General features: G+C 71.9%; 13 protein-coding genes. 7 read left to right on the top strand and 6 right to left on the bottom strand.

From position 1 onward, the window contains the following. Positions 1-230 precede the first annotated feature (230 nt). The 3 genes from ACFO6S_RS11255 to ACFO6S_RS11245 all read right to left on the bottom strand — a co-directional run bounded on the left by ACFO6S_RS11255 (position 231) and on the right by ACFO6S_RS11245 (position 6,766). Positions 231-1,703: a dynamin family protein gene (locus tag ACFO6S_RS11255; protein WP_378416903.1), complete on the bottom strand. Its 1,473-nt coding sequence runs from the start codon at positions 1,701-1,703 to the stop codon at positions 231-233. After that, complete coding sequence (locus ACFO6S_RS11250; RefSeq protein ID WP_378416901.1) at positions 1,700-3,574, bottom strand: dynamin family protein; 1,875 nt, start codon at positions 3,572-3,574, stop codon at positions 1,700-1,702. Before ACFO6S_RS11250 ends, ACFO6S_RS11255 begins: the two co-directional genes overlap by 4 nt. Positions 3,575-3,664: 90 nt before the next feature. Further along, positions 3,665-6,766, bottom strand: a complete 3,102-nt coding sequence (locus ACFO6S_RS11245) for an IniB N-terminal domain-containing protein (protein WP_378416900.1) — start codon at positions 6,764-6,766, stop codon at positions 3,665-3,667. Positions 6,767-7,067: 301 nt separating this feature from the next. Here ACFO6S_RS11245 and ACFO6S_RS11240 point away from each other — a divergent pair, with 301 nt between their 5' ends. The 6 genes from ACFO6S_RS11240 (at position 7,068) to ACFO6S_RS11215 (ending at position 17,067) form a co-directional block, all read left to right on the top strand. Next, positions 7,068-8,960 (top strand): Hsp70 family protein, encoded by a 1,893-nt coding sequence (locus ACFO6S_RS11240; protein WP_378416898.1) that lies wholly within the window; start codon positions 7,068-7,070, stop codon positions 8,958-8,960. 11 nt (positions 8,961-8,971) lie between these two features. Further along, positions 8,972-11,515 (top strand): LuxR C-terminal-related transcriptional regulator, encoded by a 2,544-nt coding sequence (locus tag ACFO6S_RS11235; protein WP_378416896.1) that lies wholly within the window; start codon positions 8,972-8,974, stop codon positions 11,513-11,515. A 110-nt stretch (positions 11,516-11,625) separates the two neighbouring features. After that, entirely contained in the window at positions 11,626-12,198 is a 573-nt protein-coding gene (locus ACFO6S_RS11230) for an NADPH-dependent FMN reductase (RefSeq protein ID WP_378416894.1), read from the top strand. A 184-nt stretch (positions 12,199-12,382) separates the two neighbouring features. Continuing rightward, complete coding sequence (locus ACFO6S_RS11225; protein WP_378416892.1) at positions 12,383-14,188, top strand: Hsp70 family protein; 1,806 nt, start codon at positions 12,383-12,385, stop codon at positions 14,186-14,188. Positions 14,189-14,294: 106 nt separating this feature from the next. Continuing rightward, complete coding sequence (locus tag ACFO6S_RS11220) at positions 14,295-15,641, top strand: S1 family peptidase (RefSeq protein ID WP_378416891.1); 1,347 nt, start codon at positions 14,295-14,297, stop codon at positions 15,639-15,641. Positions 15,642-15,762: 121 nt separating this feature from the next. Further along, entirely contained in the window at positions 15,763-17,067 is a 1,305-nt protein-coding gene (locus ACFO6S_RS11215) for a S1 family peptidase (protein ID WP_378416889.1), read from the top strand. A 974-nt stretch (positions 17,068-18,041) separates the two neighbouring features. Here ACFO6S_RS11215 and ACFO6S_RS11210 read toward each other — a convergent pair. Continuing rightward, positions 18,042-18,710 (bottom strand): DUF8020 domain-containing protein, encoded by a 669-nt coding sequence (locus ACFO6S_RS11210; protein WP_378416887.1) that lies wholly within the window; start codon positions 18,708-18,710, stop codon positions 18,042-18,044. Positions 18,711-19,055: 345 nt separating this feature from the next. Here ACFO6S_RS11210 and ACFO6S_RS11205 point away from each other — a divergent pair, with 345 nt between their 5' ends. After that, the gene (locus ACFO6S_RS11205; RefSeq protein ID WP_378416886.1) at positions 19,056-22,328 is read left to right on the top strand and encodes a heterodisulfide reductase-related iron-sulfur binding cluster; all 3,273 of its coding nucleotides are present in this window, start codon (positions 19,056-19,058) and stop codon (positions 22,326-22,328) included. 74 nt (positions 22,329-22,402) lie between these two features. Here ACFO6S_RS11205 and ACFO6S_RS11200 read toward each other — a convergent pair whose 3' ends face one another. Both ACFO6S_RS11200 and ACFO6S_RS11195 read right to left on the bottom strand, forming a co-directional pair. After that, positions 22,403-23,836 (bottom strand): histidine-type phosphatase, encoded by a 1,434-nt coding sequence (locus tag ACFO6S_RS11200; protein WP_378416884.1) that lies wholly within the window; start codon positions 23,834-23,836, stop codon positions 22,403-22,405. A gap of 131 nt (positions 23,837-23,967) precedes the next feature. Further along, positions 23,968-25,917, bottom strand: a complete 1,950-nt coding sequence (locus tag ACFO6S_RS11195) for a S9 family peptidase (RefSeq protein ID WP_378416882.1) — start codon at positions 25,915-25,917, stop codon at positions 23,968-23,970. Positions 25,918-25,961 lie beyond the last annotated feature (44 nt).

The raw sequence follows: 25,961 nt of genomic DNA, 5'->3' as shown, positions 1-25,961 counted from the left end.
GCACAACCATACATGATGGTGTGACTTCGGATTTACCAGGCTCTTACGTCCAACCTCGTGTCCCGTACCTCTCGGTCCGGGTCGGTGTCCGTGTCGCTCTGACTCGACATAAGTTACGGGACCGGATCAGAAATAACCAAATCGCCTGGTCGCAGGCCTGCGAGGCGCAACAGCGCCGTTTCGGGCCGGCGTTTGCCCGCCCCGGGCGGGTCAGTTCCCGCGCAACCGCGTCATTTCCCGCTCAACCGCGCCAGCACGCCTTCCGCGCTCCGCGCGGCGACCGTGCACGCCCTCGCCGTGAACTGATCGACCAGCGGATGCCCCGACCATGCACGCCAGTGCCGCACCGCCCCCAACGCCGTGTCCCGCTGTTGGGCGACCGTGGCATCGGGCGGCAGACCCAGACGCGCGGTGTCGGCAATCCCGAACCCGCCGATCAACCGCTGCAGCCGGGTCCCGTCCTCGACGGACAGTGAGGTCCCGGTGGAACGCAGCCGTCCGAGCAGTCGGATCTCCTGGAAACCGTGCACGTCGGACAGTGCGCGCTTGGTCTCGACGCGCAACCCCGCCGCCTCGGCACCCGGGTCGAGCGAGAGCACCCGGTCGAGGGTCAGCAGCGCGGAGTGCGCCTTGAGCTGGTCCGCACGCTGACCGAACTGCACGTCGATCACCTGCCGCAACTCGTTCAGTCCACTGCGCTGGACCAACTCCGCAGCCAGCGCCGACGAATCCACGGTGCCCAGCGTGATCAGGGTGACCGCCAGCCGGATGCCGAAGAGGCCGAACCGGTGGGCCAGCTGCTCCCGGGTGGCGGCGTCCACCGGCAGCGGGCTGTCCGCCCGTGCGAAACGGTCGGCCGACAGCATCGCCAGCTGCAGGTCCTCGGCCGGCGCGGCGCTCAACGCCCGGAACGCCTCGTACTCCCGTTCGCGCAGGGTCCGGGCGCCGAGCGCGAGCAGGCCCGCCACCGGCACCACGCCCTGGCACAGCCCGGTCCGTTCCAGCTCAGCCGCGAACCGGGACGCCACGTCCCGCGCCGACTCCATCGCCTCGAGCCGTCCGGCGCCGACCTCGTCGGCGCGGGAGAGCACCCCGACCACGCCGAGCGGCCCGGAATCGCCGCCGACGTGCGCCCCGATCTGTCCGAGGAACTGCACGTCCGTCGCATTCAGGGTGCGCAGCAGGTAGACCACCGCGTCCGCGCCCGACGCCGAGTTCTCCGGCGTCAGCATCCGCAGGGTGCGGGCCGAGACGTCCCGCGACAGCGAGGAGGTGCCGGGGGTGTCGATGATCGTCGTCTGCTCCAGCGCCCGGGCCGGCCACTCCACGTCCAGCCGGTCCACGTCCGACGCCGTCAGCCCGCCGAGGTCGAAGCTGAGACTGCCGTCGCGGCGCTGCACCGGGACGTTCGCGGAGCGGCCGCCGTCGTACCAGGCCGTGACGGTGGGGGTGGCGCCGCTGCGGTACCAGGTGACGACGCGGGTGCACTCGGTCGCGTCGGTGGGCGCGATGTCCTGCCCGACCAGCGAGTTCAGCAGCGTCGACTTGCCCGCCTTGAGCGAGCCGGCCAGTGCCACCCGCAGTGGTTCGTCGATCCGTCGGGCGCACTCGTCGAGGTGCGCGCGGGCACCGGGTTCGGCGGAGTACACCTCGCGTGCCGCCCCGATCAGCCCGCGAGCCCGGGTCAGCGCGGTGCCGCTCATGCGGCCGGGCCCGCGAGGGCGGAGGACTCGTCGGGGACCAGCCGGGCGGCCGCCTCCCGCACGGCCGCGAGCTCACGCAGCTGCGCCTCGAGCTGCGCGGCCCGCTCGGAGCGCTCGGTCGAGGCCAGGTTCGCGGCCTCCTGCGCGGCGCGCAGCGAGTCGTTCAACGACCGCAGCGTCTGCTCGGCGATCGCGGTGAAGTGGTCACGCAGCAGCCGTTGGATCAGCCGCAGCCGGTCCTTCGACTCCTTGCCGATCTGGAAGCTGACGTCGTCGACGAACCGCCGGATCGCGACCTTCGCCTCGCTCCGACGCTTGAGGACGCGACTCTCCTTGTCCTCCCGGTACGCCTTGGTGCCGAGCAACAGGCCCGCGCCGACGGAGATCGGGTTCACCAGCGCCATCCCCATCAGGGTGGTGATCAGGCCGAACATCAGCACGCCGCCGTAGGAGCCGCGCATCCCCACCAGCACCTTCTGGGTGATGCCGATCCGCCCGGACTCGAGGTCCGCGATCGAACCGACCGGCTCGAGGACGCCGTCCAGGTCCGCGACGTCCAGGTGCGGCAGCGCGACCGCCCCCGAATCCGCGAAGTGCCCGGCCACGACCTCCGCCAGCCACACCGCCCGCTCGTGCGCCCAGACGAAGTTGTCGCCGATCGAGGTGGCCACCTGCTGCTCGAGCCACTCCCCCAGCTCCGCCCAGTCCTTGCCGGGGTCGCCCTCGTCGACGGACTGCTCGGCCTCCCGGGTCACCCGCCGCAGCCGGTCCCGCAGGTCGTGGTCGATGTCGGCGGCCAGGTCGGTGACGCCGTCGGACAGGGTCTGCTGCCACAGCGAGGTGCGCTTGTGCAGCTCCTCGGCCGCGGTCTTGGCCCGCTGCAACTCCGCGACCGCGGCCGCGCCCTTCGCCGGGTCGCGAAGGGCGGCCAGCTCGCTGCCCAGCGTCAACGCGAGGTGTTCGGACACGGAGCGCAGGTCCAGGGTGACCGCGCGACGGGTGGTCTCCTCGCCCCGCGCGACCACCTGCTCGCGCAGGAAGTCGTAGAGCGCCGCGAAGCCCGACTCGACGTTCAGTTCCTTGTCCTGCAGCCGCAGCGCGTGTGAGCGCAGCATCGAGGAGATCGGGATCAGCGGCACCGACAGGCCCTCGCGGTCGAGGTGCGCGCGGTCGGCGTCGACGATCTCGCGCCAGTGCGGGTACAGGTCTGTCTTGCTGACCAGGCAGGCCACCGCGGGACACAGCCCGACGACCTGGCGGACGAACGCGAGCTCCGGTTCGGTGAACTCCTGGCTGGCATCGGAGAGCACCAGCACCGCGTCGGCCGCGGGCAGCAGGCCCAGGGTGCTGGCCGCATGCGGGTTGCCGTGCCCGCCGACGCCGGGCGTGTCGACCAGGACCAGGCCGTCCGCGAGCAGTGCGCTTGGCACGTTGACCTCGACCCGGAGCACTTCGCGGCCGCCGGCCAGCGGAGTCGACGGGGTGACGCGGCCGAGATCGTCGAGGGGCAGCGGCACCCGGACGGGATCCGCGCCGGGCTCGGCCAGCACCAGTTCCGCGGAGGCGGTGTCGGCGTGCTGCACGACGGTCGGCACCGCGGTGGTCTCGTCGTCGCCGACGGTGCAGACGTTCAGGTTCAGCAGTGAGTTCACCAGCTGGCTCTTGCCCTGTTTGAGCGGGCCGACCACGACGATGCGCATCCGCGGGTCGAGTACCCGACGGGTGACCGCGGCCAGGCGCTCGGCCAGGTCGGCCCGGTCGGCCGACTCGGCGACCCGTCCGGTCCGTTCGAGCAGCCCGATCAGGTCCGCAGTGACCGTCGGACGCTGCTGCGCCGGCGGACCGCCGACCGTTCCAGATTCGTTGTGCATTACCCCGACCCACAATTCTCTACGCGAAGAACCGGCCCCGCACTCGCTTTAGCGGGTGCGGGGCCGGTTTCGTTACAGGTTCTCCCCTGCCTAGGGGTGCAGCGGATCCGCCTGGCCGACGGTGTCGGTGTGCGCCTCGGCGACCGTGTCGACGTGGTCGCCGAACAGGCTGTCAGTGCCGCCGCCGATTCCGCCGGCGAACAGACCCGTGCTGTCGACGGCCGTCGCGTCGTGGGCGACTGCCGTCTCGCTGCCGAACGCGTTCGACGCGTCGAGCCCGGACCAGGCGTTGCCGCCGACGGCGCCCGCGACGTCGCCGACGCCGGTGCCCACCGCGGAGGTCGCGCCGTGCAGGCCCGAGGTGAGCCCACCGACCAGGCCCGCGTCGCCACCGGCACCGGCGTCGCCGCCGACCGCACCGCCGGCGCCGATCCCACCGCCGAGATGGGTGCCGACGTTCGCGACCGCGTCCAGGCCCGAGGTCAGGCCGGCACCGACGTCGGCGAGGCCGGAGACCGCGCCGCCCAGCCCCGCGCCCGCACCGGCGAGGCCGGAGACCGCACCGTCGAGACCCGCGCCCGCGCCGGCCAGCCCGGAGACCGCGCCACCGAGGCCGGCGCCGGCGTCGACCGCGGAGTCCACCGTGCCGGACAGGTCGGTTCCGAGACCCGCACCGGCATCGACCAGGCCGGAGACACCACCGGTCAGGCCGGTGGTCAGACCGGCACCCAGGCCCGCCGCGGTGTCGAGGCCGCCGGCCAGGCTGCCGCCGAGGTCCGCGACACCCTGCAACCCACCGCCTGCGGCGGCGTCGAGCGTCGAGGTCAGGTCCCCGCCGACGCCCGCGCCAGCGCCGACCAGTCCGGAGACCGCGGAGTCCACGCCACCGGTCAGGCCGCCGGTGACGTCGCCTCCGACGCCCAGCAGCCCGCCCAGTCCGGTGCTCGCACCGAGCACGCCGTCCAGCGCGCCGGCCGCGGACCCGCCGACACCGAGCGCCGACTCGAGCGCGGTTCCGAGCGAGGCACCGACGTCGCCGCCGGCACCGAGCGCGCCGCCGAGCGCGGCACCGAGGCCGAGACCCAGGCCGGCATCGAGGTCGACGCCACCGGCCGCCTCGCCGCCGAGACCCGCGCCGAGCACACCGCCGAGCGCGGCACCGAGGTTCGCGCCGATCTCGCCGCCCACACCGAAGGCGCTCTCGAGCACCCCACCCAGGCCGGCGCCTGCGCCGAGGTCCAGGTCCGCCACGTTCAGGGCGCCCTCGAGCGCGGCACCGAGGTCTGCGGTGAGGCCGCCGTCCACGCCGAGCGCACCACCGAGCGCGGAGCTGACCGCACCGGCGAGCCCGCCCTCCGCGTCGAGCAGCCCGTCGAGGTCCAGTCCGCCGCCGACCACGCCGTCGAGCGCGGTGCCGAGGGCCGCTCCCAGTTCACCGCCTGCCGAGCCGCCGAGGCCGAGCGCCGCACCGAGGGCCGCGCTCAGGTCGCCGGTCAGACCGCCGTCGAGGCCGCCGGCCAGGCCGCCGCCGAGCAGCGCGCCCAGGTCGAGATCCGTCAGGCCACCGATGTCCAGGGCACCGCCGAGCGCGGCGCCCAGATCACCGGCGAGGCCGCCGTCGAGGTTCAGCGCGCCGTCGAGCACCCCGCCGAGCGCGGCACCGAGGTCCAGCCCCCCGGCCAGCGCGGACTCGAGCGCGCCACCGAGGCTGCCCTCCGCGCCGAGGGCGCCACCGAGCACGCCGCCCAGTGCGCCGCCGAGGTCCGTTCCAATGCTGCCGCCGGCGCCGAGCACGCCGCCGAGAACCGTGCTCAAGCTCGCCCCGATGTCCGCTCCGCCGCCGAGCAGCGCGCCGAGGTCGAGGTCGGTCAGGCCACCCGCACCGAGCGCCGCGTCGAGGGCGGCGCCCAGGCCCGCGGTGAGCTCACCGCCGACGCCGAGGGCGCCACCGAGCGCCCCGGCCAGGTCGGCGCCGAGCCCGAGTCCGAGCGCGGCGTCCAGGTCGAGATTCGTGTCCACGAGCCCACCGAGGACGCCACCGAGGGCGCCGCCGAGGTCCGCGCCGAGGCTGCCACCGGCACCGAGGGCGCCGCCGAGCGCCGCGCTCAGGGCAGCACTCAGGTCGCCGGTCAGACCGCCCGCGAGATCGCCGCCGAGCAGACCACCGAGGCCGGCAACGAGATCGCCGCCGAGCAGGCCGGACAGGTCCCCGCCCAGCAGCCCGCCTGCGCCGAGTGCCGCGTCCAGCGCGCCGCCGAGCGTCCCGCTCAGTTCGCCGCCGAGACCGAGCACACCGCCCAGGGCCGCACCGAGTCCGGCGCCCAGGTCCAGGCCACCGCCGAGGGCCGCCGCGAGGTCCGCACCGAGCGACCCACCCGCATCGACCGCCGCGCCGAGCACCCCGCCCAGCGCCGCACCGAGATCCGCGCCGAGTGATCCGCCCACCCCCAGGGCCGCACCGAGGACCGCACTCAGGTCCAGTGCGCCGCCCAGGCCTACGAGCCCACCGAGGTCGATGTCGGTGATGCCGCCGAGCGCCCCACCCAGGGCCAACCCGAGATCGGTGACCACCTCGCCGCCCACGCCGAGCGCGCCACCGAGTGCGGTGCTGAGCGCACCGCCGAGCGCCAGGTCCAGGTCCAGGTCCAGGCCGCCGCCCAGGCCCGCGATTCCGCTCAGGTCCAAGCCACCGCCGAGGCCGAGGCCCGCACCAAGCGCCGCACCCAGGTCGGCGCCGATCTGGCCACCGATTTCCAGGGCGGCGCCGAGCGCGGCGCTCAGCGCCGCACCCAGCTCGCCGCCGAAGTCGAATCCACCACCGACGCCGCCGCCGAGGCCGGCACCGAGCCCCAGACCGGCACCGGCACCCAGTCCGAGGCCGCCGCCGAGACCGGCACCGGCACCGAGCCCGCCGCCGAGGCCCGCACCGAGACCGCCGCCGAGGCCGGCGCCCAGTCCGGCCGCGCCGGCCGAGTCGAGGCCGGCGCCCAGGATGCTGGTCAGTGCGCCACCGCCACCGGCGAAGAGTCCGGACTCGGCGACCATCGGCGCCACGGCCGCGATGTCGGCCTGGCAGACGTCGCCGAGGCCCGCCGCGGTGAGCACCGCATCCGGGTTGGCGCAGTACTCGGCGCGGGCCTGGTCGTCGCGCAGAAGGCTGAGGATGAAGTCGAGCAGCGCGTTGGTGGCCATGTCGGTCTCCTGAGGGTCGGTGTGGGTCTGCAGACGTGCCACGAGAAGTGGCGGCTCTCCCACGCATGTTCAGTGACTTCGACGCTAGAGATCCCGGGCCGCGCGCCCAACGGGGTGAACTCCCCCCGTCTCGGATGGGCCCTCGGGGCCCGCGGCATAGGGGATCACCCCCCTATAGGGGAAATGCCCCTCATCTGCGGATACCGACGCGAAAACGGTAACGAAACCGGCTTCTCGGACGACAGTTGCAATGACAGCGGTACTGAAATTTCACCGCATTCGCGAGCACAGGAGAATGACGATGTCGGTAGGACTCGGCCTCACTGTCGGTTCCGTCGGATCGGTCGCCTCGACCGACGACGCCACTGTCGCCGGCGGCGGCACCACCATCGCCGGCAGCTCGACGCTGACGCTGCCGGCCGACGGGTCGGCACCCGTGCTGGTGCTGCCCGACGGCGGGGCCGCACCGTCGGGGTCGACGGTGTCGGGATTCTCGACGCGGGTCGGCGACCCCGTCGCACTGGTCGCCGAGGACGGCTCGACGCACACCGGCGAGGACCTGGTCGCCGCGGCGATGCGCAGCCTCGTAGGCGCCGTCTCGGCCAACCTCGACACCGCACCGACGGTGGTCGCCGCGTACCCCGCGGTCTGGCACGACTACCCGGTGGACGCGCTCCGCCGGGCCGTCAACCGGGCCGGAATGCCCGCGATCACGCTGGTCCCGGAGCCAGTGGCGGCGGTGGGCTGGCTGCGACGAAACCGACCGTCGGTCGACGACGGCCCCGTCCTCGTCTACGACCTCGGTGGCACCTGCCTCGACGTGACGGTCGTCGGTGGCGGTGACCGCCCCTCGGTTCTCGGCCGACCGCTGCGCACCGAGGACGTCTCGGGCGCCGAGTTCGACCACCTGACCCTGCGCTTCCTGATGGACGCCGTCGCCGACGACCTCACCGGGCTCGACCCGATGGACCCGGCCGCGGTCGCCGCGCTTGCCGAACTCCGGACGCGGTGCCGACGGGCCAAGGAGTCGCTGTCCGCGGACACCGAGACGGTGATCGGTGTCGACCTGCCGGGCATCCACCGCGACGTCCGACTGGTCCGCGAGGAGCTCGAGGACCTGATCCGCGAGCCGCTCACCGACTCGCTGGAACTCGTCCGTGAGGCGTTGCGACTCGCGGGTCTCGAGCTCTCCGACGTGTCCGCCGTGCTGCTCACCGGCGGCAGCGCGGCCATCCCGCTGGTTGCCGAACTGCTGTCCGCGGACCTGCGCCTGCCGCTGGTCTCGGACGTCGAGCCGGGGCACACCGCCGCCAAGGGCGCGGCGATCCTGGGCACCGCGCTCGCCGCGGCGGCGGTTCCGGTCGCCGCAGCGGCCGCACCCGCACCGGCCGCGACCACCGGCGACGACCCGGCCCCGATGACGGTGCCGCTCGCCACCGTGGCCCACATCTCGCCCCCGACAGGCATTTCCGCGGCACCCGCCTCGCGCCGAGGACCGGTCGCCGGGCTGTCCACCTCCAAGCGGGCCGGGGTGATCGGTGCCGCAGTCGCCGCGGTCGCGCTGCTGACGGCCGGCGGACTGTCGCTCGGCACCGGCGTCTTCAACAACCCGACGCCCGCGCCGACCCAGGTGAACAGCGCCGTCCCGGCGACCAGCACGCCCCGCACGGCCGCGACGGCGGGTGTGGCGGCCGCCCTCAACCCCGACGGCACCCCGGCCGCGGTCCCCGTCGGCGACGGCGGGGCCGCCGGCCGCGCCGGCGCCGCGACGAACGCGAACATCGGAAGCCATTCCCCGTCAGCGCAACCCGGCGACAGCGCGCCGGTCGGCAACGCCGACCGCGGCGGTGCGGCACCCGCCGACGCGGGACCTCCGGCAGCGCCGGGGGCTCCGGCTCCCGCCCCGCGCCCGGTCGCGCCCGCACCGGCTCCCGCCCCGGCACCCGCCCCGGCCCCGGCACCGGCCCCCGCGCCCGCCCCGGCACCCGCACCCGCTCCGGCCCCTGCTCCTGCTCCCCGGCCGCCCTCAGGTGGCGGCGGGAACGGCGCCGGCCAGGCGGTGGGCGATGCGGCCACCGGCGTCGGCCAGGGTCTCGGCGCCGTCGTGGGCGGTGTCGGCCAGGGTGTCGGCAACGTCCTCGGCGGTGTCGGCCAGGGCGTCGGCGGCCTCCTCGGCGCAGTCACCGGACAGTAGGTCCAGACCAGATGAGAACCGAGGTGCAGGTGCTGACGGCCGGTCGGTTCGGCCCGTCCGTGCCCGCCTCGGCGAGTGCCCGGGCGTTGCTCGGCGAAGTGCGTGGCGGGCATCCGCACCGGCTGGTGCGCGGCGCGTCCGGCACCGGGAAGTCGGCGCTGCTCGCGGCGGTCCGGGAGGTGGCCGCGGGCCCGACCACCGGCCTGCCCGATGCGGCGCCTGCGCCCGGCGCGGTGGTGCTGGTAGACGATGCGCACCTGCTCGCGCCGCAGCACCTGGCCCTGCTCGCCGACATCGCGGCCCGCCCGGACGTCACGCTGGTCGTCGCCACCGAACCGCGTCCCGCCAACGACTCCCTGCGGGCGCTGTCCACCGCGCTCGGCGGCACGGTCGCCCTGGGCCACCTGTCCCCTCGCGAGATCGCACAGCGCGCGGAACTGACTCTGGGCGTGTCACTTCCGACGCCGCTCGTCGCCCTGCTGCACCGAGTCACCGGCGGCCTGCCGCGGTGCGTCGACGCCGCACTCGACGCCCTCCGGCAGGGCGGACCGAACCGTGACGGCGCCGAGCGTGCCGTCACGGCGGCGGTGTCGCAGTGCCATCGCGAGACGCTGGGCGGGCTCGACGCCGACCTGCTCGCCGCCCTGGCCGTGGCCACCACCGGCACCGGACTCGACCCCGTCGAGCTGGCCCGGACACTCGGGCTTGACCCGGGGTCCGCGCGCGAACTGGTGGACCGCACCCGCGGCTGCGGCCTGGTGCTGCCGTCGGGCGCCCTCCTCGGCTCCGCGCACGAACCGCTGCAGTCGCTGCTCGGCGCCCAGCGGACGGCCGGGCTGCAGGCCGAGTCGCTGCGGACCCGGACCGCGCTCGGCACGCTGGACCTTGCCGCCGCGCGCGCCTTCGCCGACGCCGGCGTGACCGACCATGACTTGGCCGAGTTCCTGTGCCGGCAAGCGGAACTCGCTCCGCCCAGGCTCGCCGCCGAACTGTACGGACAGGCCGTGCGCGCCGGCGCCGCGGAGTCCACGCTCGCACTGCGCCGAGCGGAGGCCGCGGCACTCGGCGGCGACCTCGACACCGCGGTACGCCTCGCCGACGACGGGCTCGAGCGGGCGGCCGAACTGTCCGCCTCGGAGCTGCGCGCGGCGGTCCGGATCGCTGCGAGCGTCGCCGCACACCAGGGCATGCTCACCCGCAGCGCCGACCTGTACGAGTGGCTCGGCCCGGCCCGCGCCGGCGCCGACTCGACGGTCGCCTCGATGGTGCTGCTCGCCACCGGCCGTCCGGATGCGGCATCCGCCATGGCGGGTGTCGCGCTGTCCGACAACGGAACCGGAGTCCCCCAGCCGAACCCGGCCCCGCCCAGCGCCGTGCCGCCGACCTCCGGCGCCGCCGCGGCGGCACTGCTGGCCGAAGGGCTTCGGCAGTCGCTGGACGGGCCGTCCGCGGTCGCACTGAACACCCTCACCCGAGCACTGTCGCTCGGCGCCAACGCCGCTCGTACCGTCCTGCTCCCGGACACCGGGGCCGCAACGACCGCACTGGCGGCCCTGCACTGCGGCGAACTCGAGCGGGCCCGGACCGTCCTGACCCGCGCGCTCGACGGCGGCACCGACGATGTGAACCGGACCCGGCACCTGCTACTGCTGACCTGGGCGTCGATGACCCGCGGCGAACTCGACACCGCTGCGCAGCAAATGAATTCGATGTCCGACACGGAGATGTCCCCGCGCGACTCCCTGTTCGCGGCGGCCCTGCGGGTGGGCCTGGCCCGGCGCACCGGCGACGTCGGCGCGCTGCGGCAGTCCTGGGACCGGGCCCAGGGCGTGGTCGCCGAGCACTGCGTGGACCTGTTCAGCCTGCTGCCGCTGGGCGAGCTCTGGCTGGCCGCGGCCCGGCTGGCGGAACTGCACCGCGTCACCCACCTGGTCGACCAGGCACGGGACCTGCTGACCGCGCTCGGCGAACCGGCGCTGTGGGGATCGCCGCTGCACTGGTACGGGGTGCAGGCGGCCATCCTCACCGAGACCCCCGCGGACCTGCTGCCGCACGCGCACGCTCTCGGCGTCGCCGCCGAGACCAGTCACTACGCCGCCGGACTGGCTCGCGCCGGGCGGGCCTGGCTTCGGGTGCTGCAGGGCGAGACCGATGCCGGCGAGGTGGAACACGCCGCCCGGACGCTGGCCGGGATCGGCCTGCCCTGGGACGGCGCCCGGCTGGCCGGTGAGGCCGCACTGCGCGCCGCCGACACCGCCTCCGCCACGACGTTGCTCCAGGTCGCGCGGTCCCTGCGTCCCGGTGTCGCGGCACCGGTCGAGACCGCGACCCCCGCGGGCGGCGCCCCGTCGGTGCTCGGCAGCGGCCTCACCGAGCGCGAGTCCGACGTGGCGCAGCTGCTGGTGACGGGATTGACGTACCGGGACATCGGCGCTCGGCTGTTCATCTCCGCGAAGACCGTCGAGCATCACGTGGCGCGGATCCGGCGCCGTCTCGACGCCCCGACCCGGGCCGAGATGCTCTCGATGCTGCGGGCGATGGGCTACGGGGCGTAGTCCGGACCCTGGTTCTCGACGCGCGAACCTGACCTGCGAGGACTAGATTGGTACCCGCGTTGAACGGTGCCCGAAGTGTCTCCTCCCTAGCGATGGGAAAGGTGCATCCGATGTCGTACCAGGTGGGCGTGTTCGTCGGCAGCCTCTCGAAGGTCTCCATCAACCGCAGGCTGGCCGCCGCACTCATGCGAATGAGCGGCGACGGGCTCGAGTTGCGGGAGGTCCCGATCGGCAACCTGCCGCTCTACAACCACGACTACGACGCCGACTACCCACCCGAGGGCGTCAGGTTCAAGGCGGCCGTCGCGAGCGTGGACGCACTGATCTTCGTGACCCCGGAGTACAACCGGTCCGTCCCGGGCGCGCTGAAGAACGCGATCGACTGGGGGTCTCGGCCCTGGGGACAGAACTCGTTCGCGCTCAAGCCTTCTGCCGTCATCGGTACCTCGCCCGGGAAGATCGGAACCGCCGTCGCCCAGCAGCACCTGCGCAGCATCCTGTCCTTCGTGAACTCCCCCGAGCTGGCCCAGCCGGAGGCCTACATCCAGTTCACCGACGGCCTGATCACCGAGGACGGCGAGGTCACCGATCCGGACACCGCTGAGTTCCTCGCGAAGTGGCTGCGGCTGTACGAGGAGTTCGTCTGCAAGGTGATCAGCGTCAACCCGAAGCCCGCGACCTGACCGAAGTTCCGCGCCCCGCACCCGGGGATTCGTGCGCACGCCGCGGCACCCCGCCGCGGCATTCCCGGCGCCCTCGGCCCGGGCGATCGTCGCTGCGAAGACCGCGGGGCGGTGGACCGGCCGGACCCTGGTTATGGTGAACGCCGAATCGCGGCACCGGCCGCCGTAATCGAGGAGACACGACATGACCGCGGGTCTCGGGCTGCGAGTCGGCGACACCACCGCTACGGCCGTGCTGTACCGCTCGGGCGATCCGATCGGCGAGCCGCTCACCGTAGTGCGCAATTCCACCCTTCAGCTGGGCGAGAACGAGTCGATCCTCGGCCCACCCGCCGACCGGCCGGGCGTGCTCTCCCGCTTCGTCGCCCAGTCGTCCGACCCGGACGGCGTCGTCGACCTCGACGGAAATTCCTATCGGGCAGTGGATCTCGTCGCCACGGCCACCAGCGGACTGCTGATGGCCGCGGCCGTGCAGTTCCCTGACCAGTTCACCGCCGGCTCGGCGCCGCAGACCGTCGCCACCCATCCCTCGCACTGGGACGAGCCGGCCGTGGAGGCGCTGCGCGAGGCCCTGGACTACGTCGGCCTGGAATCGGTGCTCCTGGTACCCGACGCGGTGGCCGCCGTCGCCTGGCTCGAGGCCACCCACGGATCGCTCGGCGATGCCGTGGTCGCGGTGTACCACCTCGGCTCGACCGGTCTGGACGTCTCGTTGGTCCGCACCGGCGCGGACGCGGGCCTGTTGCGGCCGTCGACCTTCACCACCCGGTTCGGCTGCGACGACCTCGACCGAACGGTCGTCGAGCACGTCCTGGTCGCCGTGGCCACCGAACTCGGTCCGGTCGACACCACCGATCCGGCGATCCGGGCGGAACTGACGACGCTGCGGGAACGCTGCCGCGCCGCCAGGGAACAGCTGTCGACACAGGACTCCGCGACGGTGTCCGTCGAGGTCGCCGGGGCGCACACCTCGGTGACGCTGACCCGGGCCGAGCTCGACGACATGCTGCGGGGACCGCTGACCGGGGCGCTGACGCTGGTCGAGGAGACCGTCCGCGCCCACGACCTGGATCCGTCCACCGTGCTGGCCGTCCTCCTGGCCGGAGGCGGCGCGACGACGCCGCTGCTGGCCGAACTGGCCGCGCAGTCACTGGCCGTGGCACCGGTCTCGGCGCCGCAGCCCGGGCTGATCACCGTGCAGGGCGCGGCGATCCTCGCGCTGGGCGCGGACCACGCGCTGCTGGCGGCCGCCGGCATCGCGCCAACGCGTGCGGGCGGGATCGTCGCGGCCGGAGCGGGTGCGTGGCCGACCACGACGCCGGACGAGGCGGGCGAGGTCTCGGCCGACGCGTTCCCGTCGCCGGCGCCCGACGATGCCGAAACCGATGCCATTCCGGTCGTGACGCCGGACGCCGGTGCGGAAACCGCGTGGGGCGCCGCCGTCATGCCCTCCGCCGACACCGTCCTTCCCTCGGCCGAGCCCGTCGCCCCGTTGGCCGCTGAGTCCGCAGCAGAGTCCACGCCGCGCGGCCGGTCCGATCGCGCCGTACTGATCGGTGTCGGGGGCGCGATCGCGCTCATCGTCGCCGCGATCGGCGCCGGGGTGGCGCTGATGCCCCGCGACGACGCCGGCACCGATCTGCCGCACATCACACCCGTAACGCTGGTCACCACGACCGCCGTCACGACCACCACCACGCTCCGCCCCACCACGACCACCAGCACGGTGCCCTTCCCCACCGTCACGACGACGACGGTCCCGCCGACCACGACGACGACCACCGTCCCACCCACGACGACGACGACGACGGTCCCGCCGACCACGACGACCACCACCGTCCCACCCACCACGACGACGACGACGGTCCCGACCACCACCACGACCACCAAGACAACGACGACCACCCGAACCACCACCAAGCCGACCACCACCACGACCAAGACCACGACCAAGACGACGACTCCCCCGACGCCCACCCCCGAGGTGTAACCAAGGGATTGCCCGCAGGCCTGTGATCAGCGGTTTCGGTCACCGGATCGGCCCGGTCACGTACTGTGGTCGCTGACCGACCGACCGCTCGCAACGAAGGGTTTCCATGCGTCTCCGGCTGGCGCTCCGCGCCGCAATCCTGGCCTCTGCCACCATCCTCCCGGTCACCGCGATTGCGCAGGCCGCGCCCGAGGAACCCGTGTCGACAGAGTCAGCGCAGGGCCGGTCGACGTCAGCCGAGCAGCTGCCCGACGCCCTCGTCGAGGCCATCGCCCGAGACCTGAAGCTGACGCCCGAGCAGTACCTCGACCGCGCCGAACTCGCCCAGGACCTGAGCGGCTACGCACAGGAGCTGCGCCAGCAGCGCCCGGACACCTACGCGGGGTCGTGGATCGGTCACGACGGCGTCCCCGTCGTCGCCGTCACCAGCACCGAGACCGCCGAGCAGGTGGCCAAGGACGGGTACGCCACCAAGATGGCGGCGGTGTCCGCGAACCACCTCGAGGGTTCGCTCGCGGTCCTGAACCAGTGGATCCTCGGCCTGCCCCGGGACGTGTCCTCCCAGATCAACTCGACCTCGGTCGACCTGATGAACAACCGGATCGTGATCGACGTGGTGAACAGCCCCATCGGACGCGCACTGAACCTGCCGACCCTGCTCGCCCAGCTCGAGGTCGTGCTGAGCCCGGGCGGCGGCGGGCCCGTCGACAATCGCGCACAGGGCGGCGACACCTACGTCACCTCGGCGCAGCCGCTGAACCAGGTCACCGACCAGGCCACCATCGGCGTCTGCTCGTTCGGGTTCAACGCGGTCACCGCGGGCGGCGAGCCCTACAACATCAGCGCCGGCCACTGCGATCCCAAGCAGGAGAACGCGGGGGCAAACGCCTCGGTGTACCTGCCCGACTACGGGGACGTGGCCCGCAGCCGCCAGATCGGTACGTTCACGCACTCCGCCATGGGAGATCAGGCCGACGGCCTGGACTACGCGCTGATCAAGCTGAACGAGGCCGGCATCGCCGCCGGACTGGACCGGCCGACGGTCCGCGGGGCCAACGGCACCACCGTCACCGTCACCGGCACCGCCCGGCCCGTGGTCGGCGCGCCGATCTGCAAGTCGGGCCAGACCTCCACGTTCACCTGCGGCATCGTCGTGGCCGAGGCCGTGGACGCACCCCTGTTCATGGCGGACGGCAGCGCCCGACTGGTCCGCGGGTTCGCCGGGTCCACCTGCACACTGAGCGGCGACAGCGGCGGCGCCATCCTGACCGGCACCCGCGCGCTCGGCATCACCAGCGGGTCCAACTCGAGCGGCGCCCCGAACTGCACCGAGGCGAACCTCGTCCTCTCGCCGGAGGGCGGCACCGCGAGCATCGGCATCCCGATCGAGAAGATCCTCGCCGACGCCAACGCCACGGTGGGCAAGGACCTGCGGGTCCGCACCGCCGGCTGACCGAATCTGACTGCACTTATCTATATGCAACCGGGGTGCTCACCCCATATAGTCGAGGGCATTTGCCGCGGCTGATTTCCGGCCGCGGCATCCCCGCATGCCCTCGAATCGAAAGGTCCCCATGCGAAGCGTTCGCGCGCGCCGTGCCGCGATGATCGGCTCGGCTGCCCTGCTCCTGCTTGCCCCCACCGTCGCACTCGCGCACGCCGAACCCGCACCGGCAGCACCCTCGACCACCGTCGAACTGCCGCCCGAACTGGTGGCCGCGATCCAGCGCGACCTCGGACTGACCGCCGAGCAGTACCTGTCGAAGGCCGACGCCGGCCAGCAACTCGTCGAGTTCGCGAACAGCCTGCGCGAGAAGTACCCGGACGTCTTCGCCGGCGCCTGGCTCGACCCGTCCGGCAACCCGCTGATCGGCCTCGCCGACGGCGACGGCAAGGACGCCGCCCGCAAGGCCGCCGAAGAACTCGGCTACCAGGTCAAGGACCTGCCGCGCAGCGAACGCACCCTCGGCGACCAGCTGAACAAGGCCCGCGACTGGGTCTCCACCCTGCCCGCCCCGCTCGCCGGGCTGATCGGCGCCACCGGCGTCGACGTCATCAACAACCACCTGGTCATGCAGGTCTCCGACACCGCGACCGGCCTCGGGCTGCAGCTGCCGGACTTCCTCAAGGCCGTCAACATCATCACCGTCCCGGACCTCGGTTCGGTCGGCCCGCAGCCGATCGACGCACCGGGCGGCGTCGCCTCACAGGGCGGCGACTCCTACGCGGCGGAAGGCCCCGCGGGCGCATTCCGCTGCTCGCTCGGCTTCAACGGCACCAACGGCGCCGGCCAGGTGGTCAACATCTCCGCCGGTCACTGCGACCCGAGCCGGGGCACAGCCGGTACCCCGAACGCCTCCGTCGCGTTCGACATGCGCGGGCCGGGCGTCTTCGGCGACCGGTTCGGCACGTTCGCACGCTCGAACGTCGACGGCCACGACTTCTCGGTGATCCGGATCGACGACAACGCCGCCAACCGGTTCCGCAACAACCTGGTGCGAGTCCCGGGCGCGGGCCCCGTCCCGATCGACGGCACCGCGGATCCCGTCGTGGGTGCGCCGGTGTGCAAGTCCGGCCTGACCACCGGCTTCAGCTGCGGCACCATCAACGGCATCAACCTGACCGTCGACGTCGGCGCCCGGACCCTGACCCACGGCTTCTCGTCGAACATCTGCGCCCTGCAGGGCGACAGCGGCGGCACCATGATCACCGGCCGCCGGGCACTGGGCATCTCCAGTGCATCCAACGTCGGCGACATGCAGATGTGCGAGATCGCACAGGTCGTCACCCTCCTGGCCGGCGACGCCCCGACGCTGTACGCGACGCCGATCAACGCGATCCTGCGTGACAATCCGGGACTGTCGGTCCGCACTTACTAGAGGCTGCGCCGTCACCCGTTTCGACACAGGTCGGGGTGAACGGTCCGGTCCGGCTCATCGAGAGTCGGACCGGACCGTTCACCCCGACTTTTTTGTGTGGTGAATCCTGCATCGTCAATTGATGATCGACAATTCACCGTCGGCGATCCGACAATTCACACCCACCGATTTCTGCATCCGATGAGGGCCCGGCGCACCTAGGGTCGAGAACACTCACCGAGGCACCGTCGAATACACCCGCCACGCCCGACTCCGGCCGCGACCTGACCGCATGCCCCGAATCGAAGGTCCCCTGCGAACTGTTCGCGCGCGCCGTGCCGCGATGATCGGCCCGGTTGCCAAGCTGAATGCCTTCCTCAGAGGCAAAGTCCCGTATGTGGGCGCGGCACCGATCAACCAGATCCACGCGGACAACCCGGGGCTGACGGTCAACACCCGCTGACGGTCGCACCGTCAGTCGGTACAGCCGGACGTGATGAATTGCGGTCCAGAATTATTGATCAGATATGTCGCAGCCAACCTCAATCTGGACTGACTGCATATTCCGACAAGACGATTCGACATCGAACGTGCAATATCGGACGGCAATCGACGGACATCGAAAGCACCCGGTAGGATGCCCGATGATGCTGGTGCGGAGAGTAATTCGCGCCGGCAACGAACTCGACTGGGGGGACCAGTCGGAGCCATCACCGACAGCGCCACCGAGGCGGGTCGGTCCACGCGAAGGAAGTGCAATGGACGGAAGCTCGAGCGGAGATTTCCTGAATGTCGCCATGGACGTGTTCGGATACGTCGTCACCATCGCGACGAACGCCGGCGGCGCCGGACTCTCCTAGCGGGAGGTCGCACCGTCGCCCGCGGGTGACGGTCTCGCCGGTGCGCGGCGCCGGTCGCGCACCACACCGTGCGAATGAACGACTGCGGCCCGTTACCTCCTAGGAGGTAACGGGCCGCAGTCGCGTTTCCGGGTTCTACTTGGCGTACATCGTGGTGCCGGGGGCCGCCGTCAGCGTCTGCGCCAAGCCGATGCCGGCAGCGATGAGGGTCGGGCCACCCACGATGACCGTGCCGGCGATTCCGCCGACGCCCGCGCCGGTGATGGTGCCAATCGCAGGCATGATGAACGTGCCGACCACTGCGCCGATGATCGTCCCGATCAGTCCGCCGCTCGCGGTGGCGACAGCCAACTGCGAGGTGAACGTCTGCTGCGCCATCAGGTTCTCCTCCGGCGAGGCGATGTCCTTGATTGCGATGCCACTGACGGTGCGGTCACCCTTGGCCTCGGCTGCGATCGGCTTGGCCTTGCCGAGATCGAAGACCGGGGTCATCGTGAGGGTCTTGCCGTCCTCGCTGACCGTCTGGGTCATCGGGAACTGCAGGTCGGCGAGCTGGAACGCGAGCGGCAGGCTCACGACCGCGTTGCCGTTGCCGTCCTGCAGCTCGACGTTCTTGCCGTCGCCCGAGACCTTGAACGCGCCGGCGTCGATGGTGGTGACCACCGACTTGCCCTCGACGTTGGACTCCCAGTTGATGTTGCCGTCCGTCGCCGGGGCGGCGGGGGCCGCGTACGCGGTGCCCGCTCCGATGCCCAGCGCAGCGATGGACAGAACCGCGGTGGCGGCAAGCTTCTTCATTCTCATATCTAGCGGAATCCCCTCAGGTAAAGAACGGCTTAACGGCACGCGACATCGGCGTGACAGCGGTGCGACACGCGAACTCTAGTCTGAGAGACAAGTAAGAACAAGGACGGTGAGTCTGCGTAACAACTTCACAACAGACTCCGTCTACGCAGGTCACCGGTCCTAGTTAGGTTGCCCTGCCCCCGGGCCCCGTGCGGGCACAAATTACGGTGAGCGTCAGAACACCTGTGCCGTCGTATCGCCACCCTCGGCAGCGCATCACGAACTCGACACTGGATCAGCTTGCTACCGACGGGTAACTTATCCCGTGACAGGCACTGCTGTCGTCAAAGGAAAGGCCGCGACATGAACGCCCTGACGATCACGTTGGGCACGATCGGCGTACTGCTCAGCCTTGTGTGCTGGGCCTCGTTCTTGAGCGGGGCCTGGACCATGGCCAAGACGGTGCAGATCGGTCAACCAGCCCCGGACCGCTGGCGCCCGTTCGTCCCCCGCTTCAAGCAGATGATCATCGAGTTCATCGCGCACACCCGGATGCAGAAGTTCCGCACCGTCGGCTGGGCGCACTGGCTCGTGATGATCGGCTTCCTCGGCGGCGCGCTGCTGTGGTTCGAGGCCTACGGCCAGACCTTCGATCCCACGTTCCACTGGCCGATCTTCGGCAACACGTGGATGTGGCACCTGTGGGACGAGATCCTCGGCATCGGCACCGTCGTCGGCATCCTGACGCTGATCGTGCTGCGCCAGCTCAACCACCCGCGCCTGCCCGCACGCCTGTCCCGCTTCGGCGGCTCCGACTTCAAGGCCGCGTACTTCGTCGAGATCGTCGTGCTCATCGAGGGCCTCGGCATGATCATGGTCAAGGCCGGCCGCATCGCGATGACCGGTCACGCCAACCCGTGGACCGACTTCTTCACCATGCAGGTGGCCAAGCTGCTGCCCGCCAGCGCCGTGATGGTCTCGATCTTCGCGTTCGTCAAGCTGATGTCCGGCATGATCTGGCTCTTCGTCGTCGGCCGCAACATCACCTGGGGCGTCGCCTGGCACCGCTTCTCCGCGTTCCCGAACATCTACTTCAAGCGTGAGGACGACGGCGGCGTCGCCCTCGGTGCCGCGAAGCCGATGATGTCCAAGGGCAAGGCCCTGACGATGGAGAACGTCGACCCGGACACCGACACCCTGGGCGCCGGTCAGATCGAGGACTTCTCCTGGAAGGGCTGGCTCGACTTCACCACCTGCACCGAGTGCGGTCGCTGCCAGAGCCAGTGCCCCGCCTGGAACACCGGCAAGCCGCTCTCGCCCAAGCTGCTGATCATGTCGCTGCGCGACCACGGCTACGCGAAGGCGCCCTACCTGCTGGCCGGCGGCCGCAAGGACATGGGCGGCGACGAGGTCGGCCTGGTCGACGCCGACGGCAACGTCAACGAGGCCGCGCTGGCCAAGATCCCCGAGGCCGCGCTCACCGAGGCCGGCCGCAAGCTCGTCGGCGAGACCGTCGAGGGCGAGTTGGCTCCGGTCATCGACCTCGAGACCCTGTGGTCGTGCACCAACTGTGGTGCCTGCGTCGAGCAGTGCCCCGTCGACATCGAGCACGTCGACCACATCATCGACATGCGCCGCTACCAGGTGCTGATCGAGTCGGAGTTCCCGACCGAGCTGGCCGGGCTGTTCAAGAACCTCGAGAACAAGGGCAACCCCTGGGGCCAGAACTCCAAGGACCGGCTCAACTGGATCTCCGAGATGGACTTCGAGATCCCGGTCTACGGCCAGGACGCGGACAGCTTCCAGGACTACGAGTACCTGTTCTGGGTCGGCTGCGCCGGCGCCTACGAGGACCGCGCGAAGAAGACCACCAAGGCCGTCGCGGAGCTGCTTGCCACCGCGGGCGTGAAGTTCATGGTGCTCGGCGCGGGCGAGACATGCACCGGCGACTCCGCCCGCCGTGCGGGCAACGAGTTCCTGTTCCAGCAGCTCGCGATGGAGAACATCGCAACCCTGGACGACGTGTTCGAGGGCGTCGAGAAGACGAAGCGCAAGATCGTCGTCACCTGCGCGCACTGCTTCAACGCGCTCGGCAACGAGTACCCGGAGGTCGGCGGCGACTACGAGGTCGTCCACCACACCCAGCTGCTCAACCGCCTGGTCCGCCAGAAGAAGCTGATCCCGGTCGCCTCGGTCTCCGAGGACGTCACCTACCACGACCCGTGCTTCCTCGGACGCCACAACAAGGTCTACGACGCACCCCGTGAGCTGATGGAGGCGTCCGGCGCCAAGCTGGTCGAGATGCCGCGGCACGGCGAGCGGTCCATGTGCTGTGGCGCCGGCGGCGCACGCATGTGGATGGAAGAGAACATCGGCAAGCGCATCAACGTCGACCGGGTCGACGAGGCGCTGTCGACCAACCCGAAGAAGATCGCGACCGGCTGCCCGTTCTGCCGCGTCATGCTCACCGACGGCGTCACCGCGCGTCAGGAGCAGGGCCAGGGCGAGGGCGTCGAGGTGGTGGACGTCGCGCAGCTGATGCTCAACTCCGTCACCCGGCTCGAGTCGGACGTGCTGACCGCGAACCTCAAGGTCGTCCAGCGCGAGAAGGTCGTCGTCACCGAGGCGGCCCCGGTCGTCGAGGCCGTCGTCGAGGCCGAGGCGCCGGCCGCCGCAGCTCCGGCTGCTGCTGCGAAGCCCGCGGCCAAGGGGCTGGGCATGAAGGGTCTGGCCAAGGCTCCCGGCGCGAAGGCCCCGGGCGCCAAGCCCGCCGCTGCCGCACCGGCCGCCGAGGGCGAGGCCAAGCCTGCCGTCAAGGGTCTGGGCATGAAGGGTCTGGCCAAGGCCCCGGGCGCGAAGGCTCCGGGCGCCAAGCCCGCCGCTACCGCTCCCGCCGCCGACGCGGCTCCGGCCGCCGAGACCGCAGCCGCTCCGGCCGCCGCTCCCAAGGGCCTCGGCCTCAAGGGCGGCGCGAAGGCACCGGGCAAGGGCCTGGGCATGAAGGGCGGGGCCAAGGCACCCGGCGCGAAGGCTGCTCCGGCCGCCGCCGCTCCCGCAGCCGAGGCTCCGGCCGCAGCCGAGGCTCCGGCCGCAGCCGAGGCTGCCGAGTCCGCGGCTCCCGCCGCCAAGCCGAAGGGGTTGGGCCTCGCGTCCGGCGCCAAGGCGCCCGGCAAGGGTCTGCAGATGAAGGGCGCCGCCAAGGCACCGGGCGCCAAGGCTGCCGCTCCCGCCGCTGCCGCTCCGGCCGAGGCCGCCCCGGTTGCCGAGGCCGCTCCGGTCGAGGCCGCACCGGCTCCGGCCGCCGAGGCCCCGGCCGCGGCTCCGGTCGCACCGCCGCAGGCGAAGGCGGGCGGACTCGGGTTCAAGGCGGGCGCGAAGGCCCCGGGTGCACGCAAGGCCGCTCCGGCACCTGCCGCCGCACCGGCCGAGGCGCCGGCACCGGCACCTGCCGCGGAGGCTCCGGCCGCCCCGGTCGAGGCTCCTGCCGCGGAGGCAGAGGCACCCGTCGAGGCCGCCCCCGCCGCCGAGGCACCCGCCGTCGACAAGCCCGCCGCTGAGGCCGCTCCGCTGCCCCAGCCGAAGGCAGGCGGACTCGGGTTCAAGGCAGGCGCCAAGGCCCCGGGCCGCAAGAAGTAGAGCACCACGCACCAACAGGGCGCGCCCTCACCGATTTCGGTGAGGGCGCGCTCTGCTGTGTGGGTCCTTCGGGCTCAGGCCGCGGGTGAGATCTCCGGCAGGCACCGTGCGAGCTCCGCGGGGGTGTAGAAGAAGCTTCCGGCCGAGACGGGGTTGCAGGGCTGCGCAAAGGCGGTCTCACGCTCGTTGTAGAGCATCCGCACCAGTCGTCCGCCGTCCGGTCCGGCAAAGACGTCCCACTGCACGTTTGCCCCCATCGGGCTGACCTGGGCTCCGCGCCACGGGTTGTTCTCGTAGGTGTAGAGCGTGCCCTCGGGCTGCTGAACCGTGCTGCCCGGCAACTTCAGCAGGGCCGCGAACGGGATGATGGTCTCGGCGTGTGCGAACCGGAAGTCGGCTCCCGGCACGGCATCCGCGCCGGTGTGCGCAGCGAGTCCGCGAAGGAACTCGTCGCGAAGCACCGTCGCCATCCGGAACGTGACGTCCTCGCCGACGAACCCGGGGCCCTTCGCGTAGAAGTCTTCCGCGTCGTTCGTGTACGCCATCCACTGGGCGTCGGCCGGGTCGACGAAGCGAGCGAAGTTCCAGTCGCCCTCTGCGGACATCCCCGGCGTGATGATGTAGGTGTTGTAGAGCATGTAGGCGGCGTCGACCTCGTTCTCGATCGTGGTCTCCCCCTTGCCCCGGTCGACGAGCGTGAACTCGCCCGCGGTCAACCTGTCGACGAAGGCCGCCGTGTAGAGCTTGGTCATCATGTGACGCGAGACCTCGCGGGTGCGCGGAAGGTCCTCGACCTGATCGGCCGCAGCCGTCAGCCTCGGATCGTTGTCCTCGTAGTCCTTGTACTCGGCGTCGGTGTCGTGGAAGTAGAGGAGGCCCGGATCGGTCGAGGCGGGCGCGATTCGGTCTGCGACCGCGGGGAACTCGGCGCTCAGGCCCTGTCCGAAGTTCTCGGCGCTGTCGACGGCGCGGTCGGCGCCGGACGAGGTGAGGGTGATGGCACCCTGCTGCGTGGCAATGGCGTCGAACAGTCGAGGCAGCCGCTGCGCGACCCTCGCCCCCATCTGACGGTGCTCGGTCACGCCGAGACCACTGAGGTTGCCGTAGCCCAGCGTCTGATTGGCGGCCATGAGTGCGCGAAGGGCGGGGCCGAACTCCTTGCCGACGGAGGTCAGCTCGCCCTGCGTTTCGGCGATCTCCCACAACTGGAGGCTCAGGTCGTCGTACTTGAGACTCGACAGCGCCCGCGATCCATGACGGGCAACGCTTTCCGTGTACACCGGCGTGTAGCCCGCCGGGGCAGGCTGGTAGTCGCCGACCGCCTGTCCGGGCGTGTACGGGGTCTTCGAGATGAAGCCACCGTCGGTGGCCGGTTCGGCCGAGCCCGAACTCGAGCCGAAGTCCAGCGAGCCAAAAGGGGATGCCGTGGCGGCCTGGGCGCCGGTCGTGACCAGCAGGAGCCCGACGGCTCCCGCCGCCGCAAGCAGTCCGAGGCGTGAGCTTCGCATATGTAGTTTTCCTCTCCGTCGGTACCGAATTGGCACACGGAGCGAAAAATAGGACCGCCCGGCATCCGGGAGCCTCCGAGGCGCCCACGCGCCAATGAACGTCGGGCCAATTCTGCGATTCGCCGACGGCGCTACGGCCGCCAGAGCTCGAGCCGCGGAATCCCGGGCGTCTCGAAGCCGAGTATCTGGCCGTAGAACGAGAGCTCGGCCTCGCGCGCGCTCACCTGCGTCTCCAGCCTGCGGAAGCCGTGCGCCTCACCCTCGTACGCCAGGTAGGCGTGCGGAATCCCCTTGCGCACCAGTGCGTCCCGGAATCGCTCGGCCTGCGACGGCGGCACGATCGGGTCGTCGAGGCCCTGCAGCAGCAGCACCGGGCAGTTCAGGCCGTCCACGTTGCCGAGCGGCGCACGCTCGGCGTACAGCGCCGCGGCCTCGGGCAGCGGCCCGATCAGCCCGTCGATGTACCGGGACTCGAAGTCGTGCGTCTCCTTGACGAACTCCTCGAGCTCCGCGACCCCGTAGTACGAGGCGCCGCAGGCGAACACGTCCGACGTCGTCAGCGCCGCCAGCACGGTCCAGCCGCCGGCCGAGCCGCCCTCGATCGCGAGCCGCCGCGGGTCGGCCAGGCCGGCGTCGGCGAGTCCGCGCACCGCCGCGATGGTGTCCTCCACGTCGACGATCCCCCACTGCCCGCGCAGCCGGTTCCGGTACTCGCGGCCGTACCCGCTGGACCCGCCGTAGTTCACGTCCACGACGCCGATGCCGCGGCTGGTGAAGTACGCGAACACCAGGCTCAGCGCCGGCGCGACGTGTGCGGTCGGCCCGCCGTGCACGAACGCCACGTACGGCGGCAGCTCGCCGTCGACCCCGACGTAGTCGGGGTTGCTCGGCGCGTAGGCGTACGCGTGCACCTCTCGACCCTGCGGAGCGGTCACCGTGATCGGCTGCGCGGTAGGAAGATAGGCCCGGTCCGGCAGATCCTCCACACCGAGGCGCACGTCGGAGATCTCACCCGATGCGAGGTCGAGCAGGCGCAGGCCGGCCGGGGTCCGGGCGCCGCCGGCGCGCAACAGCACCCGGTCGCCGCGGACGTCGGCCAGCGCGACCGTGGTCAGCTCGCCCAGGTCCAGGTCGGTGGCCGTGCCGTCGGACGGGTCGACCAGGGCCAGCGTGTCGGTGCCCACCGTCCGGACCGTCAGCAGCCGGCCGTCGGCGAGTTCGGCGTACCAGCGGGCGCCGCACTGCCACAGGGGCGCACCGAAGTCCGCGTCCATCGCGCACACCGGCGCCGGTTCGGTGCCGTCCACGCCGACCCGGTAGATGTTCCACCAGCCGCTGCGGTCACTGATCGCGTACAGCGACTCGTTGTCGATCCACTCCGGCTGCAGGACGGACTCTTCCGTCCCGCCGGCCAGCACCCGCCATGGCCCGCAGACCCCGTCACCGTCGAGCTCGGCGACCCTCAGTTCAGTTCCGTCCCAGGGCATCTGTGGGTGGTCCCAGGCGATCCACGCCAACCGACGACCGTCGGGCGAGATCCGCGGGTACGCCAGGAAGTGCGACCCGGCGACCACCGAACGAATGACGGACCCGTCGGCGGCGGCGGAGCCGTCCAGCGGGACCGCGCAGATGTCCCGGCTGACCGCGCCCCCGGCGGTGTGGGTCTCACGCACGCACCACACCTCGTCGCCGACGACGCTCAGGTCCGCGTACCGGGTCCCCGCCCGCAGTTCGGGCTCCGGCGTCAACGGGACCGGGTGCCGACCCGGCTCGCTCACGTACACCCGCTGGTCCCCGAACTCGGCGAACACCAGCGATCCGCCCTCGGTGACGGTCCAGGCGCCGCCCCCGTACTCGTGCACCCGGGTGCGCGCGTTCCAGGGCGCGCTCAGCACGTCCACCGGCCGACCGTCCGGACCGGCCCGGCGGATCGCGGTCCGGCCGCCCTCCGTGGGCCGATGCTCCGACCACCAGACCTCGTCCCCGACGAACAGTCCGTCAGCGACGGCGTGACCGCTGGCGGCCAGGTCCGCGGCGGCGATCGGCGATTTCCAGGACCCGTACGGCGCGCTCTGAGGCATGGGTACCAACCTAGCGAGCCGGGCCGTGGGCCACGCCCCCTCGC

Source organism: Rhodococcus kronopolitis, assembly GCF_042654025.1.
GTDB classification, from domain to species: Bacteria; Actinomycetota; Actinomycetes; order Mycobacteriales; family Mycobacteriaceae; genus Rhodococcus_G; species Rhodococcus_G kronopolitis.
Note: the sequence above shows the minus strand (reverse complement) of the source record. Positions and strands in the feature narration are given on the sequence as shown.

Coding starts and splice junctions, on each gene's coding strand:
- ACFO6S_RS11255 (WP_378416903.1), bottom strand. CDS start 1,703: ATGAGCGGCACCGCGCTGACCCGGGCTCGCGGGCTGATCGGGGCGGCA.
- ACFO6S_RS11250 (WP_378416901.1), bottom strand. CDS start 3,574: ATGCACAACGAATCTGGAACGGTCGGCGGTCCGCCGGCGCAGCAGCGT.
- ACFO6S_RS11245 (WP_378416900.1), bottom strand. CDS start 6,766: ATGGCCACCAACGCGCTGCTCGACTTCATCCTCAGCCTTCTGCGCGAC.
- ACFO6S_RS11240 (WP_378416898.1), top strand. CDS start 7,068: ATGTCGGTAGGACTCGGCCTCACTGTCGGTTCCGTCGGATCGGTCGCC.
- ACFO6S_RS11235 (WP_378416896.1), top strand. CDS start 8,972: ATGAGAACCGAGGTGCAGGTGCTGACGGCCGGTCGGTTCGGCCCGTCC.
- ACFO6S_RS11230 (WP_378416894.1), top strand. CDS start 11,626: ATGTCGTACCAGGTGGGCGTGTTCGTCGGCAGCCTCTCGAAGGTCTCC.
- ACFO6S_RS11225 (WP_378416892.1), top strand. CDS start 12,383: ATGACCGCGGGTCTCGGGCTGCGAGTCGGCGACACCACCGCTACGGCC.
- ACFO6S_RS11220 (WP_378416891.1), top strand. CDS start 14,295: ATGCGTCTCCGGCTGGCGCTCCGCGCCGCAATCCTGGCCTCTGCCACC.
- ACFO6S_RS11215 (WP_378416889.1), top strand. CDS start 15,763: ATGCGAAGCGTTCGCGCGCGCCGTGCCGCGATGATCGGCTCGGCTGCC.
- ACFO6S_RS11210 (WP_378416887.1), bottom strand. CDS start 18,710: ATGAGAATGAAGAAGCTTGCCGCCACCGCGGTTCTGTCCATCGCTGCG.
- ACFO6S_RS11205 (WP_378416886.1), top strand. CDS start 19,056: ATGAACGCCCTGACGATCACGTTGGGCACGATCGGCGTACTGCTCAGC.
- ACFO6S_RS11200 (WP_378416884.1), bottom strand. CDS start 23,836: ATGCGAAGCTCACGCCTCGGACTGCTTGCGGCGGCGGGAGCCGTCGGG.
- ACFO6S_RS11195 (WP_378416882.1), bottom strand. CDS start 25,917: ATGCCTCAGAGCGCGCCGTACGGGTCCTGGAAATCGCCGATCGCCGCC.